We start from the raw sequence: 15,436 nt of genomic DNA on the forward strand, positions 1-15,436 counted from the left end.
AGCAAGCCTCGCATTAGGCGAGGCTTTCGACTGCGGTATGGTCAGGCTACTATTTAATAGGCAGGTAAACCTCAGTCAAGAGATCACATTCATCTACTTCGTGCACAAAGTTTAGGTAGCAGAAGAATACAGGAAACTCTCGAAGCTCCTCACCACTTGTTGTTAGCCATTGTTGGTAGAGTTGATATATAGTATCTCCAATCGTATCGTGGCTTCCTTTATGCAACGCCATTGCGCAACGTCCTGCTGGAATAACCCCAGCTTTTACCGAAAATGGGTTCTCTGGAACTTCTCCACTATGACTGCCGCAGATATCAAATCGAAACTCCTCTTCTGGAGTCTGGTTTGGGTCTCCATAGGGAATACCGAAGGTTTTACTAGTTTTTATTGGTGAGAGACCAGTCGATTTTCTCCATTCAATAAACTTAGCTGCCGTTTCAAAAACCCTTTGCGGGTTTCCTCGGTGCTCAATAAAAGCAATAGGTTGTTCGGAAAAATCTACAATATTCACATCCACAACGTATTCTCCTGAGGTAGGTGGATTAAATTCATATTTTGAGTGCCATTGTTGCCACTCTGGTTGGCTTCTGAATTGAGATGGCGTTTGGCCAAACGTGCGCGAAAAGGCACGGCTGAAAGCTTCGGAGCTTTCAAATTGTGCTTCAAAAGCGATATCTGTGACTGTTATGTTCTTTTCAAACGCTAAACGAAATGACGCTCGTTTTAGTCTTGCGAAAAGTACATATTGTGTGGCACTAATCCCCATAAATGCAGAAAACACTCGCTGAAAGTGATATTTAGAACAAACAGCAATCTGGCTCAATTGATCCAAACTCAACTCGTGGTCAAGGTGGGTATCTATGTACTTACAGACAGTTCTGATTTGTTGCTCTCTGCGCAGTTTGGCACTTGTCATTGGCTAGCTATTCTCTATCAAGAAGGTGTGAACATAGTATGGCTATGCTAAACGTTTTACATGACTAAAGTTGCTCACTTTCCACCATTAAAATGAGCAATTGATGGAATGAAACTGAAAGAGTGCTTGAGGCCTTGAGTTAATGATTAATATAAGTAAGCACGATCTGTTTCTTCGGCTCTACATGCTTCTTTCCAAAGATGAGCTTGGTCGTCGTTCGGCTAACAAGGTTCTGCCCCATTATGAGTTAGTGTTGTTTCAATTCACCTTATCTACAGGCACAACTTGACCAAGTTTTTCTCATGTATAACTATGTAATCAATTGAGTATTTAGGCTTAAGTTAGCTACTAAAAGATTGGTGTATTTAGTCAAACTAGCGAGGGAATAGTGAGCGATTCTATAACCATAAAAGGGGTTACTAGCTATCACCCTACCACACCACAAATTATCGATATATCAAAGCAGAATACGTTGATTTTTGGCTTAAATGGAGCAGGCAAGTCCACAGTTTCTAATTTCTTGTATGATAGAGAAAAATTCGATGGTTGCAGCCTTAATGTTGAAGGGAGTTTTACCCCTATCGTGTACAACCAAGCCTTTGTAGAGCAACACTTTGTAAAAAGCTCAATGCAGGAAGGTGTATTCACATTGAGCAAAGACAATGCAGATCTTGAAGCAAGAATTGCTGAAAAGTCAAAATTGAGGGAAAAGCTTTTAGAATTATACAACGGGATCAAAGCAAAGATATCAGAAGCCGAAACAGCTCAAGGAAAGGCGACGGATTCTGCTATCGAAGAAGTATTCAAACAAAAACATATCATTGAGAAAACATCTCTTGCGCCGTTTCTTGAAGGGTTTAAAAGACCTAAAAGTAATTTCTACAAACAAGTAAAGTCACAAAAAGGGCTATCCCAAGACTCTATTGAAAGCCTTCAAGCTGAGTATGATTCCCTAACTCAATCTGATAAAGCACTACCGACATTAATTGAGCTACCTTCCCCACCAAGCCTAAGCATTGAAGAAACAACAATCCTTTCTGAACCAATTGTAGGTTCATCAAGTAGTCAGCTCACAGAGTTTATCACTGAACTCAACAACCAAAATTGGGTTAAGAATGGTAAAGATATCTACTTAGCAGAAGAGCAAACAAAATGCCCTTTTTGTCAGAAAGATACGATAGATGATACCTTTCGCTCTGAGCTTGCTGCATTATTTGATAAAACATATGACTCCAACGTGCAAAAAGTAGAAGCTTTATCGAAGTCTTACGGCTATGCGGTCACTAACTATATAACATCCATCCAAGATGCGTTTATCAATTGTTCGTTATATGACCCAAACTTACATAAGGTTGACCCAGTTATTGCTCTTCTAGAGCGTGTCTATCAAGACAACCTAGACCTGATTAAATCCAAGATAGAAAAACCAAGCTTATCTATTGAAATCATTGATTATCAGGAGAAATCAGCCCCTTTAATGAGTATCTCTGAAGAGATCAATGCAGCCGTTAAAGTGATAATAACAAAGGCAAGAAAATTCAAGGAAAGCAAAAAAGACATCCAAGACAGGATGTGGGATTCAGTTAGATATCATACTGAGTCTATTTTTTCATTGGAAAAGCGTTTGATAGATGAAAAAAATAGTGACATCAAACAACTAAATGCAGACTTGAAAAGGGTGAAACAGGTTGGTCAAAAAGTTGCTAGCAGAATCAGTTACCTTCGATCAAAAACGTCAAATATTGACGATACCATTGAAAGAATTAATATAAATTTGAAGAGTCTAGGTCTAACGAGCTTTGAAATTGTTTCATCAACTGACCCAGAGCAACAAAATTACTTTGTACTTAGCCGAGGGGAAAAGACCAATGAAGGAAAAGAAGTGTTTAAGTCCCTCAGTGAAGGAGAAAAGACACTGATAACCTTCTTGTACTTTATCGAGAAATGCAACGGCAGTATGAGTAAGGATTCAGACATCGCTGATAAAGAAAAACTGATCGTTATTGATGATCCGATTTCTAGTCTCTCTCAAAACTATATCTATGACATAGCCTCTCTGACCCACACCAAAATCATTAAAGGCAATAAGTTCAGAAAGGGCAATGATAGGTTCAATGATAAATACTCCCTATATCGCTTAATTAAAAAGCAATACACCAATGTACAACCAATGAATAAAGGTGAGCTAAAAAATGATTATCAGTCTTTATGGCAAATAATCAAAGATGTCATTGAGGGCAGTGCCAATCCTGTCGTTTTACCCAATGTCATGCGAAACATAATTGAGTATTATTTCGGTTTTGTGCATAAGAGAGACAAGCTATCTGACATCCTAAATGAATTAGCAGAAAAAGAGCCAGAGCAAGGACACAAAGCTTTTTATCGCTACATTAATAGGAGTTCACACTCTGATCCAACGAACATTGGTTTGATGGTCGAAGTTGAACCTCAAGCGTACTTGGAAAGATTCAAGTCTATATTTATAGAGAGTCAAGACGAGGAACATTACCACTGTATGATGGAGTCATAGTGGTTACCACTGAGGTATTCAATCAACTTATCGTCTTGGCAGCGATCGGCGGTGTTTACACACTACCTCAAGCTTGCCTAGACGAAATCGAGTGTACTGACGTACATCAACAATTTTCTGTCTCATCGGCAAAATCTCCACTGAGTGCCTGTGCTTGCCACAGGCAGCCTCATCACACAATGTAATAAGCTACTTCGGTTCAGTAGGCTGGAGAATTACCAAAGTGGTAGCGAAACAAGTTTAATATGCTTCGATTTTTGTGTAAATCGCTTACGTGGCCTGAGTGAGACCGATTTTAGTTACTCTCACAAATCTGAGTTATTTAGGATAGGGAGCAGGACAAACGCACTTCTGGCCAAAAGTAATTTAATGAGTAGAAATTGGTACGATCTAGTTAAAGTATGGTTTTAGAAAAGCTGACGTTAGCTAATTGTGCCTTAGTCGGCATAACGATTCATCTTTGACAAACTTGGTACCAAATAAGGGTAGGTAGCTGCTTGGTGTATTACTACACTCCTTTAGCCCAGCATTTTCCAAGCGGTTTTGATAGATTGATGGAGTAATAAAAACTAAGATTATTGAAAGGGCAAATGCAACTACCATTGTGTAATTAAGAATGTGACCGTGCGTATCTTCAAACCGTTTTTCATAGTAAATATAATATACAGCCGTAATGGTAAATCCGAGCATAACAATACCAAATGGTATGAGGCTAAAATCAAAACGAGAATATACCGCTACATTTCCAATTTCTTGAGCGAAATTAGCTATTTTGCTTAAACCTAAATAAAAGCAGGCGGAAGTTAACCCTGCGCCAATAAGGGTCGCTGGAAAAAACTTAGATACTCTTTTAATTTTTTTTATCAGATGGGAAATACTCATAGTACTCTCGGGGTTAATTCATTTAACGATTTTTTGATGAATCGTTTTACTTCGCTCTCTACCACTTCTTTGCCTGTTTCTAAAACGCCTTCCAGCAACATTTCAGCTAGATCGAGAACGCTATCATAAGCATCTTCTTTTAGTTGCTCTGCTTTTTCAACCGCTTCCTGCTGTGCTTTCTCCAATAGTTCAATGACCTTAGGCGTTATACCATAATGCTCATCCAGTTCGTTTAGTACAATAGATGTGACCAAACCGGCAGCAACAACTATGGCAAGGTTAACCGCCACAAAAGATACAAAGGCTAGTGAGGCAGCACCTAACGCAGCGGAAACCGCAGAAGAGATGCCGATTTTTACAATATCTGTGGCTAATGAGCCTATTAAATCGGTTAAAAAGATTTCGTCATTTAACGCGTAATCTAAGATCCGAAATCCAGCAGCAACAAATATAGTTATAACGGTTCCTGATTTGATTGAATTAGCTAATCCATATTTACCTATCCCTAGTTGAACCACTTTAGGGTTGTCAAGCCTGTACGTTGTGCCTGTTAATATCCTTCTCAAGCCAGAATAGCCACTCAATTTAATCATTTCGGTGCCAGTTTGGTTGTAGTAAGTTGACATCTTCATACCAAAAGTAGCTTTTAATCCGAGTTTGGTCGCTTTAATGCCATGGACATTAAATTGGGCGATGACCATTGAAGTAGTGACGATATCTTTACCGTTTACACCATAGTTGATCATGATTTGTGCGCCTGTGGAGGTTGTCATTGATTTCCAAGTCGCTTGAGTATCTTTCCATCCCCAGCTCTGTAGCACTCTAAATGCTTCTTCGAGAGTTAGAAACATCACATGTTCTTGATTCTCTTGTAGGTTATTACGCAAACTCTCATCAGGTAATTGCTTTGTGTTTATGTACTGACCTGAAGTAAAGTCATATGGTGGCCAATACATATTTTCAGGACCAATATTCGCAGTTCTGGCCGGTGTAATCGTGCTTTGTCTTTTTAATGGAGAAAGGAAACCTTTACCAACGCCGGGGGAAATTCTATTAGTCTTAACTTCATTTTGATAGGCAATAGAAGTCTTAGGGAAAAAGGTTTCGGCTTCAGCTTCGGAGTTGCTTGATGGATTTTGTTTCTGCTCGTTTTCATAAGCTATCGAGCCTTTAGGGAATATGCTTTCTGGGTTACTCATTGTTATTGCTCAGAAAAGAATCTCAGGATTTCACCTATGCTAACTTTTATAAAAGATAAAAAATGTCTAAATTGACATGCACTTTTACTAAAACTAAGTATTTGTGATAAATATCTCATATGAATGATTGAGAGTGTCATTTAGTCGGTAAAGGGTTCGCAAAATGTAGCGTAGGTGGTGAGCAACATTCATATGGGTTGGATTGTAACTTGGTAGCGTATCCAGTACATATTGATTGGAGGCACAAGGAACCTTAGAAGAAAAATGCCTAACAAGCGTTTAAGGTTTCAAGATATTAATTTAATCTATATTGAGCGCGTTAGATTTTAAACTCTAAGGTGTTTCTGTCCAATAAAGAGCTAACAGCTTCGTTTCCATGACCGTATTAATAGAACAGTTACTTTCAGTCAGCCAAATTGAACGCCAGATTTGAATACATCATGCGAATTAGAACGCTGTTCAGCTACCAAAATTCTCATGCTGCTTAATATGCTCAATGAACATAGGAATCTTATTGGCTACGTGTTTTCTTGATGCGTAAAAGGCATAAAGAACCAAGTCATCGGGTTGGTACTCCATTTCTATGATCTTTAAAGCACCGGAATTGATTTCAGCTTGGCACGTTTCAATTGGCAGTATCGCAAGCCCTAACCCAGATATCGCGCCCGTTTTCGCCAGATGACCACTGTTGACCTTAAACGAAGATCGTACTTTCTGAGTACTAAGTTCGCCGCTATCTTTTTTGAAAACCCACGGAGTTCCGTTTATTGCAGTCAGACTGCTGATGCATGGAATGTGTTGTAAATCAGTCGTCTGAAAAGGTGTCGGGTACCGCTCTAGCAGTTTAGGAGAACCGACAACAACACTCGGCCAGCGCTTAATCTCTCTCGCAACCAGATTTGAATCTTCAAGACGTCCGCGATGGAATTTCAAGATAATATCAAACCCATCGAACAAATCTTCTTTCGGGCTGATGCTCGTATCACAACACAATGAGATGGATGGGTATAGCTCGCAAAAGCTGACCACTGCATTCGCTAATGGCGGTGAGTCTGGCATCAATACCCTAAGCTGCCCAACAGCTTCTTGAGAGTGGCGAGTGACCTCTTCAAGTGCATCGTTCAATTTGCTCATTAACGGCTGTGTCAGCAAATATAGGTGCTCTCCCGCGTTTGTCGGAGCTATTTTTCGAGTCGTCCTATCAAATAGTCGTGTATCAAGTCGCTCTTCGAGCATACTGATGTGGCGACTGACGTTGGAAGTTGGCAACTGGAGAAACTCGGATGCACGTTTAAAACTCATGTTTTCAAATACAGAGTGAAAACTTGTCAGCCATTGCTGTTCAATTTTCTCAAGCACGATTGATTATCCCATTATATTGGATTTACTAACTCATTAATTACACTTTATTGCCTAATTTGGGTTTATACAATGCATGAACTGGATTAAACAACTAAAGGTGACTCATGAGTTGGCTTGAAAAGCTAATACATAAAAAGAATATTGTCCGTGCTGGAAAATCAGAAATACCGCAAGGCTTATGGAAAACATGCCCTCAGTGCAATCAAGTTCTTTACTACAAAACGCTGGAAATTCACTTGGACGTCTGCCCTCACTGTAACCACCACATGAGAATGAAAGCACGCTGCCGACTTGATAGCTTCTTAGATGCTGGGGAAAAGGTTGAAATTGCGAGTCATCATGAACCAAGAGATACGCTGGGCTTTAAAGATCAAAAACGGTACAAAGACCGTATTGCTTTGGCTCAAAAAGAGTCAAGCGAAAAAGATGCGTTAATTGCAATGAAAGGTGCGCTTATGGGCCTGCCCGTTGTAGCCTGCGCCTTTGAGTTTTCATTTATGGCCGGCTCGATGGGTTCCGTGGTGGGTGCGCGGTTTGTTCACGCTGTTAACACTGCGATAGAGAGCAACTGCGGTTTGGTGTGCTTTTCGGCTTGTGGCGGCGCTCGGATGCAAGAGTCCTTGATGGCGTTAATGCAAATGGCCAAAACCAGTGCAGCATTGAAACAACTCTCAAATGCTAAATTACCCTACATTTCAATACTCACTGACCAAACTTACGGTGGTGTCTCTGCAAGCTTAGCGATGCTTGGGGACATTAATATTGGCGAACCAAAGGCAAGAGTCGGCTTTGCTGGGCGTCGCGTAATCGAACAAACCGTACGTGAGACATTGCCCGAAGATTTCCAGCAAAGTGAGTTTCTATTGGATCATGGGGCAATCGATATGATTATCGATAGACGTGATATGAGAAAACGAGTAGCAAGACTACTGTCTATGCTGACAAACACACCGCTTACTATGGATGAATAACGGCCACTCAACTGGAAAGCGGTTTCATCGCAAGACAAGTTCTGAATGCGCTTTCCTTCACTAACGGGTTAAGCGTGGCAATAATCCAATTAAATCAAGCACAAAACCTTTACCATTGAGCCACAAAAGGTATATACATAATCTTTAGATCATCAAAATGTTGAATACTTCATGACGCTCCGAGAAACTCTTCAAATCCGTAATGTCCGCAGCTTCTTAATCTTTCGGAGCAGTTACTTTGCGCGTTTTTACTACCCTGTATTCACCCTACTCTATCTCGATTATGGCTTAACCCTGTCTCAGTTCGCGATGCTTAACGTCGTTTGGGCGGCGACCATTGTTCTTGCAGAAGTCCCATCTGGCGCTTTTGCTGATACCTTGGGGCGTAAAAAGCTGGTGGTGTTATCTTCGGTGGTCATGTTTATAGAGATCGCCATGATCGCTTTCGTGCCGACGGGTAACCCTACTATTGTTTTCTTTGTCTTTTTGATTAACCGAGTGTTGAGTGGCTTGGCGATGGCATTAGCGAGTGGCGCCGACGAGGCTTTGGCTTACGACACACTCAAAGAACAAGGGAAAGAAGACGTCTGGCCGCAAGTACTGCAGATCCAACTGCGTATTTCCTCTAGCGTGGGGATCTTGGTCACCCTAATTGGCGCAGCCATGTATGACGTGAACTTTATGGCGTCGGTGTTTAACCTCCTTGGCCTCGACGCTCCAGAAAAGACGCAAGACATCATGCGTATTCCTGTCTACGCCACTTTATTTGTTGCGCTTATCGCTTTTTATGCCGCAATCAATATGGAAGAAGACAACAGTGCATTGCCTGTGCACGACAGCAAATTTGCCACCACAATCGCCAGCCTCAAATTAACACTGAATACGGGTAAGTGGGTGCTTTCGACCCCTTACGTGTTATTCATATTGCTCTACTACAGCTTGTTCGAGCATACATCGCGGATGTTCTTAACGATGAACAGCCAATACTATCGCGCAATAGATATTCCGATTATCTATTTCGGCTTCATCGGTGCGGGGATAAGCGTCTTGCAAATCCTATTGGCTGGGCAGAGTCGTAAACTAGCGGAACGTATCGCCCCCAAAAGGTTTATTGCGATCATGGGGTTAGCAAGCATGGCGACGTACTATTGGATCAGCCAAGGGTGGTCAATCTATGGGGTAATCCCTGCCCTGTTACTCATCTTTATCATCATGACGATGAACATCTTCATTAGTTATCACCTCAATAAAAAGACTGAGTCTCACAACAGAGCAACGGTGTTGAGTTTCAAAGGTTTAATGTTCAACTTAGGATACGGCTCAATCGGTATTCTATACGCCTACTACTATAAGCTGGTGTCTCAGAATTATACTGAGCAGGAGATAGAACAGCACATCGACTTCATCGCCTCACTCTCTTCATTTTTCTATTACTTTACGTTTCTGTTCATCACAATCAGCGCTTTTTTCTATATCAAACATAGGAAGAAGGCGATTTTCTGAAGAGGAATGTAATGAGCAGCCTCGGTTTAAAGCTTCAATATGCTCAAGTAGATGACCTTCTAGGCCATCGTGTAGCACTTAGTTCTGCTTGCCTACGTTTCTTTTCGTCGGCTTTGATATTGGGCTGACATCAATGAATTATTACAACGACAAGAAATTCATATTAAACATTATTCATATGTGATTCATATCCTATCCTTTTGAATTATTTACTTTAAAGTTGGCTCACCTTTATCAACTTGCTCAATCTGGTTAATGAAACGGACACTACTTTGGGTCGTGCTGCATGGCTTTGCCATGCTGTGTGTTCTGATGAATCTTTTAACAGGCTTTCGCATTGCAACAGTAAGCCATCCGCAATGGCTTTTCTTCTCGGTGTGGCTTCCTCAAGGGCAATTGCATTCCATCCACATCTATTCAGGTATTGCGTTAAGTGCTTTGGCGCTCTCATATTGTATTTATCGTTGGAGGCTCAAGCCGAGTGTTAAATCGAGCCAGCGTCGAGGTATCAACGCATTTAATCAACGCTTCGTTAAAGTCAGCTACCTCCTCTTCCCTGCATTAATCTTGACAGGGTGGCTGCTGCTTGGCGGTTACGCAGGTGAAGCAAGCAAGCTTCACTTTTATCTTGCACACGGGGCACTACTTTACGTATTTCTGCACGCTGGCGGTTACTTTCTCCAATATGGTGTGGCGGCATTTCTCACTATCTTTTCAACTCGAATAACCAAGCATGAAATACTGCAAATATTAGCAGTATTAACGCTTACCCTTCTCCCTTGGGCGGGCATCTTTCTGACCTCCTCTTCAGTACTGACGGCCACAACCCTACCTTCAGAGCAAGTTATCAACATTGATGGCATTGCCGAAGAGCCCATTTGGCAAAATACACCGTCGACCTACGTAGAAACCTATGGTGGAGAAGGGTTTGAAAATGGGCATACTCGCATCAGCATTAAAGCGCTCCACAACCAGCAGGATATTTTCTTCCACATCACTTGGGATGATCCAACCGAAAGTCTGGATCACCTCCCTCTGGTTAAAACAGACAAAGGTTGGCAAGTCGAAGAAAACGGCTTTTATCACTTCGACGAAAAGCAATTCTATGAAGACAAACTTGCAATCATGATCTCCAATACATGCAACCTAGGCGCCGATGGAACCGCTCACCTTGGGCCTAAGCCACTAGAAGGAAAACCTGCCAATTGGCACGGCAAAGGTTATCACTATTCGCCAGATAACAGCCTTCGTGATCTATGGCATTGGAAGGCTGTACGAACCAATGGCATGTATCAGGCGGATGACAATTCGTTCACTACTCCTCAGCAAGTTGACCCAGCTAAGAGGCGCTATACCGCTGGCTATATGACTGACGGCAAAGAATCTGGGGCTTACGTAATGAATTGGCAGTGGTATTCACCTAATGGCGTCATCCCGAAACGACTGCCTAATACAGACCTAACCGGCTCTTTTTCGTCTATCAACCAATCTACGAATCACGCTCCTTACCTGAGCTGGCACGACACTAAGGTTTACTCACATAACATTGACCAGTCTCCCCTCAAGACGATCCTTCCTTCGGTATTACATAACTCCAATCAGTTTGAAGGTGACCGAGGTGATGTCCGTGCATTTGGGCAGTGGAACAACGGAGCATGGTCACTCGAAATCGCTCGAAAATTAGATACAGGATCAGCTCAGGACATTGCAATACGTGATGGTGTATGCCTTTGGGTTGCCGCTTTTGACCATTCCCAAATAGCACACACGCGACATGCTCAAGGCATACGTTTAGCACTTGAGGCAACACAATGATCAAACGACTGTCGATACTCGCCACTTTGATTGCAAGCTTAGTAGTCATCGCTTACTTCAACCCTATTGAGCAAGAAGAACCACAACCATCACGATGGCAAAAGATAACTATGGGAGGTCAACCCATCGATATCTGGAGTGGGCCTTGGAGCTGCGTGTTGGATAAGAAAACGGGATTACTCTGGGAAGTAAAAACAGACTCTGAAAACATCCATGATTCGTATTGGTCGTACTCATGGTTTGATGGCACGCGAGGTGTCCCAGATCGCGGCGATTGTTTCTTTGACGATGGTCGCTGCGACAGTTTCGACCATGTCACTCGAACCAACGCCGAATCCTTGTGTGGCCGCAGTGATTGGCGAGTCCCCACAACGGACGAGCTCTCCACACTGATTAACCTCTCGGTTCCAAATGGGCAGGCCAAAATCAGTGGCGGATTTTTTCCTAGGGTGCGCAAAGGTGATTACTGGACAGCAGACCATTCGATTCCTTTAAGCGGCTTTTACTCTCGATTGGGCGAAGGGGCAAACGCCGTTGACTTTCGTGATGGCCAAGTGAAAACCCTTCCCTATCGAAATGCCGCCTTTTTAATCTTGGTCACTCAAGCTCGGTAGTCGAATTTTCATGGTCAGTTTAGACCGACTCTAACCCATAAACTATGGACTTTATTATGATTCGAAGGATTGCAACACTGTCACTTTTAGCCGTAGCCGGGCTCACCGGCCTGAATGCGGGAGCCGCGACACAATATCATCGAGTAGTCTGGGACGGTGACCCTGCGCGAGAAGCGGTCATTGGATTCTCGCCTAACGGCGAGAGTGAACAACCCTATGTGCAATATGGAACGTCAACCGATGAAGCCACATGGCTAACCAAACAACCTAGCTACGATCATGTATTTGCTGGCGACTTACTCAGCTATTTTGTCCGATTGGATAACCTGACGCCGGATTCCCCCATTTACTATCGTGTCTGTGACCAACAAGGTTGTGGTGAGCGCTTTTGGTTCCGTACCGCTCCTGTAGACAATAGTGAGTTTGTCATGATCGCTGGGGGCGATACTCGCACAGGGTGGACCAACCGAAGAATGGGGAATCAACTAGTCGCGAAGGTTCGCCCTTTGTTCATTCTTCACGGTGGCGATTACACCAGCCAAAACAGCGCGTCGCAAATGGCTCAGTACTTAGAAGATTGGGCATTGACCTTTTCCAGTGACCAGATAGATGGCAAAGCGTACAAACGTACCTACCCATTCATTCCAACCCACGGCAACCACGAAGATTACGATTACTCAACGCTGTGTAAAGTGTTTGGAGTCGATGCTGACGGTAATGGCGAGTGTAATCCTTTTGATACCTACAACGTTGTTAACATTTCGCCATTACTTCGCGTCTACACGCTGAACAGCCAATTTCGCAAAAGTGGCTGGTCAAGCTATGCATCCCAAATGAACGAATGGCTAGAACAAGATTTGGCCACTCATGGCGAAGAGAACATCTGGCGCGTGGCACAATACCACAGACCAATGTTTCCTCACGTTTCATCCAAGTCTGATAGCCCAGATTTGTTTAGCTGGTGGGCAGAGTTGTTTTACCAGCACAGTATGAATCTCGTTGTCGAATCAGATAGTCACTTAACCAAAGCGACCCGAGAACTAAAACCAGACGGTAACAACTTTGTTAGTTCGCCAACCGGAGGAACAGTGTACATCGGTGAAGGCAGTTGGGGGGCAGCAGCCCGCTCTGCTAATGACCCTAAAAGCTGGACGCTAGATGCAGCAAGTATTCAGCAAGTAAAAGTCATTCAAGTGTTGAAAGACTCCATGACCGTCCGAACTGCGCAGTTTGATGCTTCAGCTTCAACGCTGACAAGAGAGGAGAGAGAAGCGGATAGCCTCCGTTTACCCGAGAACGTGAATTGGTGGTCACTCAACGAAGTCGGAGAAACGATGGAATTAGTTCAATCCGCGGATCGTCTCTCGATACTTAAAAATCAAGATCCTGATACATCTCCTTCGTTCATTCGCTTATCCGCCACACAAGATGTTTTTGTCGCACAATCACAGCCAGACACTAACTTTGATGGACATGAAGATAGCTTGCTCGCCGATGCATCTGATTCTACCTACGGCCGAACTATGAGCCTAATGGCCTTTGACGTTTCATCCATTCCAACTTGTGTCGATATAGCCGGTGTTAAGCTTGAATTGCAAGTCACCAACAAATCTTATGGAGAGTATGGCGTTCATGTCGCTGCAGAGGAGTGGAAAGACTCATCGGCGACCTGGAATTCAGTGGATGGTGAACAAATCGCCGGAAGAACACTGACCCAATTCATACCATCATCAACGGGAACGGTCGATGTTGATCTAACCGACAGCCACCTACTCGACTTATGGGAGCATGATGGCAATTTTGGCCTAGTCATCGCGTCAGCCGGTACGACAGATGGCCTTGACTTTGATTCAAGCGAAACAGGTACACCACCAGCACTAGTCGTGAGCTACAACGAACGCAAAGACTGTGAGACACCTGTTAACTCATTATCGTTACCAACCAGCGACGATACCTTTATCGCCTCCAGCAAAGCTTCTGAAAACTTCAACAATCATGCAGACGGCTTACTTGCTGACTTGCTTGATACCAAATATGGAAAAACCAATGCGCTGATGAAGTTTGATGTCTCTGCATTACCTGAAGGCGTTGAATTCGATTCAGTGATATTGGCATTACACGTGACCAATGCTTCGACTGGCAATTTTGAATTGTATCGCGTCAATCAAAATTGGAATGAGCAGACGGCGACCTGGCAATCGATTTACGATAATGGCGGTTCTGGCGACTACCTAACCACCTTCTCACCAAAAGAGACTGGTGTTTACCGTATCGATTTGACCAACTCGGACTTACTTAAATCTTGGCTTAACGGAGAAAACACTGGGCTTATCATTGTACCCAAGAGCCTCAATGGTCTTGATATCAGCTCCCGCGAACTGGGAATGGGCCCCGTGTTAACAGTCACTTATCATTAGCGACTACGAATAGCTCGGCTTCAATCTGGGCGAAAGTTTCAACGCCCAGATTGAACGCTTTCACAGTTATTGTACGCTGACGTCTTTCTCACGAATTTGCTGGCTGTTGATATGCGCTGCCGCTTTTCTAGCAGCCGATTCTATATGCGTAAGATCAGCTTCCGTTTGAATAGAGAGATATTGGTGGCCTCTGAAATCTAAATCAAAATACCGAGCGGTCATCACAAATGGTTCAATAAAACACGATGGACACGTAGATTGATAGCCCGTAGAAATGACCGACATGCCTTTTCCTGCCCATCGCCGACCTAAAAGCTTGTCGTTCTCCGTCAAGTCCGACAACCTGTCAAAAAACACTTTCATCTGAGCTGACATCGAATACCAGTACACAGGGGACGCCCAAACTATATGGTCTGCATCCACCAATGTACGCATCAACTCAAGAAAATCATCGGATTCGTTCTGATGTTTGTAGTCGTAATATGTGATGTCATAATCTGACAAGTCAAACACGCGCCCCCCGGAAACCGCAGCAACAGCTTCAGCGAATTGATGTGTATTGCCATCTGCCTTTGACGAGCCAAGTACAATCGCGATTCGCATATCTCGATCTAATTTTACATGCTCTAAATTGCCCATTACGCCTCCCAAACCTGACGCTGCAATACAACGCGGTAACCATCGATGTCTTCAAAAGTACATCCAACGTTTTCCCAATAAGGATTGAATGAGGTCACTTTCTGAAAACCCGCACCGAGCATATTCTGACAGCAACGCTTCCAATCACTTTCGTCGGGTACGTAAAACACCAGCAAATTATCCTGACTTGGTGCAGGCCCTACATGGCTGCCGTAGTGGTGTGTAAATTCTAAATGATAGGGATGAGCTGGATGACCGATGATGGTTCCACTAAAGCCTTCATGGTCGGTAAAGCTGCTCAGCAATTCAAAGCCTAAGCCGTTAATATACATATTGGTGAGAGTATCTAGATCGTTCGTTGGTCGAGCGACACGCAATGTTGAGTTCCTTGGGATCATAGTTGCTCCTTATCAAAATCCTGTGCTCAGCGATGGCCCATCTCTGGGCCTCCTTGAAACTAAGAAAACGCAGGATAAAACCTCAACCTAACTTGAGATCAAGAACCAATTTCTTAGATGCACCTTGTTTACGAAAGAGTCCAAATTGCTCACTCGGCCTCTAAAGACTCTGTGTCACTTTTCCATTCCC

The 15,436-nt window shown here is 43.2% G+C and carries 13 protein-coding genes; 7 read left to right on the forward strand and 6 right to left on the reverse strand.

Features of this window, described 5'->3' with window-relative positions; all coding sequences use genetic code 11:
• Positions 1-49: 49 nt before the first annotated feature.
• Positions 50-916: an AraC family transcriptional regulator gene (locus IX95_RS18300; protein ID WP_038162817.1), complete on the reverse strand. Its 867-nt coding sequence runs from the start codon at positions 914-916 to the stop codon at positions 50-52.
• A gap of 388 nt (positions 917-1,304) precedes the next feature.
• Between IX95_RS18300 and IX95_RS18305 the strand changes: the two genes are divergently transcribed.
• Both IX95_RS18305 and IX95_RS26560 read left to right on the forward strand, forming a co-directional pair.
• Positions 1,305-3,446, forward strand: coding sequence for an AAA family ATPase (locus IX95_RS18305; protein ID WP_038162819.1), 2,142 nt, complete (start codon positions 1,305-1,307; stop codon positions 3,444-3,446).
• Positions 3,446-3,631: a hypothetical protein gene (locus IX95_RS26560; protein WP_038162822.1), complete on the forward strand. Its 186-nt coding sequence runs from the start codon at positions 3,446-3,448 to the stop codon at positions 3,629-3,631. Before IX95_RS18305 ends, IX95_RS26560 begins: the two co-directional genes overlap by 1 nt.
• A 241-nt stretch (positions 3,632-3,872) precedes the next feature.
• Here the strand turns inward: IX95_RS26560 and IX95_RS18315 are convergent, their stop codons facing one another.
• The 3 genes from IX95_RS18315 to IX95_RS18325 all read right to left on the reverse strand — a co-directional run bounded on the left by IX95_RS18315 (position 3,873) and on the right by IX95_RS18325 (position 6,886).
• On the reverse strand, positions 3,873-4,328 hold the full coding sequence (locus IX95_RS18315) for a hypothetical protein (RefSeq protein WP_038162826.1): 456 nt from the start codon (positions 4,326-4,328) through the stop codon (positions 3,873-3,875).
• Entirely contained in the window at positions 4,325-5,527 is a 1,203-nt protein-coding gene (locus IX95_RS18320; RefSeq protein WP_216617298.1) for a hypothetical protein, read from the reverse strand. The genes IX95_RS18315 and IX95_RS18320 overlap by 4 nt, the downstream gene beginning before the upstream one ends.
• Before the next feature lie 459 nt (positions 5,528-5,986).
• Entirely contained in the window at positions 5,987-6,886 is a 900-nt protein-coding gene (locus tag IX95_RS18325) for a LysR family transcriptional regulator (RefSeq protein ID WP_038162829.1), read from the reverse strand.
• 107 nt (positions 6,887-6,993) lie between these two features.
• On the opposite strand from IX95_RS18325, the gene accD reads away from it, so the two are divergent.
• From accD to IX95_RS18350, 5 genes are all read left to right on the forward strand, one after another.
• Positions 6,994-7,860, forward strand: a complete 867-nt coding sequence (gene accD / locus IX95_RS18330) for an acetyl-CoA carboxylase, carboxyltransferase subunit beta (RefSeq protein WP_038162830.1) — start codon at positions 6,994-6,996, stop codon at positions 7,858-7,860.
• 171 nt (positions 7,861-8,031) lie between these two features.
• Entirely contained in the window at positions 8,032-9,363 is a 1,332-nt protein-coding gene (locus tag IX95_RS18335) for an MFS transporter (protein WP_038162832.1), read from the forward strand.
• Between the two features lie 255 nt (positions 9,364-9,618).
• Positions 9,619-11,178: an ethylbenzene dehydrogenase-related protein gene (locus IX95_RS18340; RefSeq protein ID WP_038162834.1), complete on the forward strand. Its 1,560-nt coding sequence runs from the start codon at positions 9,619-9,621 to the stop codon at positions 11,176-11,178.
• Complete coding sequence (locus IX95_RS18345; protein WP_038162836.1) at positions 11,175-11,792, forward strand: Lcl C-terminal domain-containing protein; 618 nt, start codon at positions 11,175-11,177, stop codon at positions 11,790-11,792. Before IX95_RS18340 ends, IX95_RS18345 begins: the two co-directional genes overlap by 4 nt.
• 56 nt (positions 11,793-11,848) lie before the next feature.
• Positions 11,849-14,209 (forward strand): DNRLRE domain-containing protein, encoded by a 2,361-nt coding sequence (locus IX95_RS18350; RefSeq protein WP_038162838.1) that lies wholly within the window; start codon positions 11,849-11,851, stop codon positions 14,207-14,209.
• Positions 14,210-14,275: 66 nt separating this feature from the next.
• Here the strand turns inward: IX95_RS18350 and IX95_RS18355 are convergent, their stop codons facing one another.
• Together IX95_RS18355 and IX95_RS18360 are read right to left on the reverse strand one after the other, a co-directional pair.
• Positions 14,276-14,848 (reverse strand): flavodoxin family protein, encoded by a 573-nt coding sequence (locus tag IX95_RS18355; RefSeq protein ID WP_081885461.1) that lies wholly within the window; start codon positions 14,846-14,848, stop codon positions 14,276-14,278.
• Positions 14,848-15,246 carry a VOC family protein gene (locus IX95_RS18360; RefSeq protein WP_006962554.1) on the reverse strand — a complete coding sequence of 133 codons (399 nt, stop codon included), beginning with the start codon at positions 15,244-15,246 and terminating at the stop codon, positions 14,848-14,850. The genes IX95_RS18355 and IX95_RS18360 overlap by 1 nt, the downstream gene beginning before the upstream one ends.
• Positions 15,247-15,436: the final 190 nt, after the last annotated feature.

This window comes from Vibrio sp. B183 (genome assembly GCF_000740665.1).
Taxonomy (GTDB): Bacteria; Pseudomonadota; Gammaproteobacteria; order Enterobacterales; family Vibrionaceae; genus Vibrio; species Vibrio coralliilyticus.

Bases quoted from the DNA above. Each gene is read 5' to 3' on its own strand.
- IX95_RS18300 (WP_038162817.1), bottom strand. From the start codon at position 916: ATGACAAGTGCCAAACTGCGCAGAGAGCAACAAATCAGAACTGTCTGT.
- IX95_RS18340 (WP_038162834.1), top strand. From the start codon at position 9,619: ATGAAACGGACACTACTTTGGGTCGTGCTGCATGGCTTTGCCATGCTG.
- accD (WP_038162830.1), top strand. From the start codon at position 6,994: ATGAGTTGGCTTGAAAAGCTAATACATAAAAAGAATATTGTCCGTGCT.
- IX95_RS18355 (WP_081885461.1), bottom strand. From the start codon at position 14,848: ATGGGCAATTTAGAGCATGTAAAATTAGATCGAGATATGCGAATCGCG.
- IX95_RS18335 (WP_038162832.1), top strand. From the start codon at position 8,032: ATGACGCTCCGAGAAACTCTTCAAATCCGTAATGTCCGCAGCTTCTTA.
- IX95_RS18345 (WP_038162836.1), top strand. From the start codon at position 11,175: ATGATCAAACGACTGTCGATACTCGCCACTTTGATTGCAAGCTTAGTA.
- IX95_RS18315 (WP_038162826.1), bottom strand. From the start codon at position 4,328: ATGAGTATTTCCCATCTGATAAAAAAAATTAAAAGAGTATCTAAGTTT.
- IX95_RS18360 (WP_006962554.1), bottom strand. From the start codon at position 15,246: ATGATCCCAAGGAACTCAACATTGCGTGTCGCTCGACCAACGAACGAT.
- IX95_RS18350 (WP_038162838.1), top strand. From the start codon at position 11,849: ATGATTCGAAGGATTGCAACACTGTCACTTTTAGCCGTAGCCGGGCTC.
- IX95_RS18320 (WP_216617298.1), bottom strand. From the start codon at position 5,527: ATGAGTAACCCAGAAAGCATATTCCCTAAAGGCTCGATAGCTTATGAA.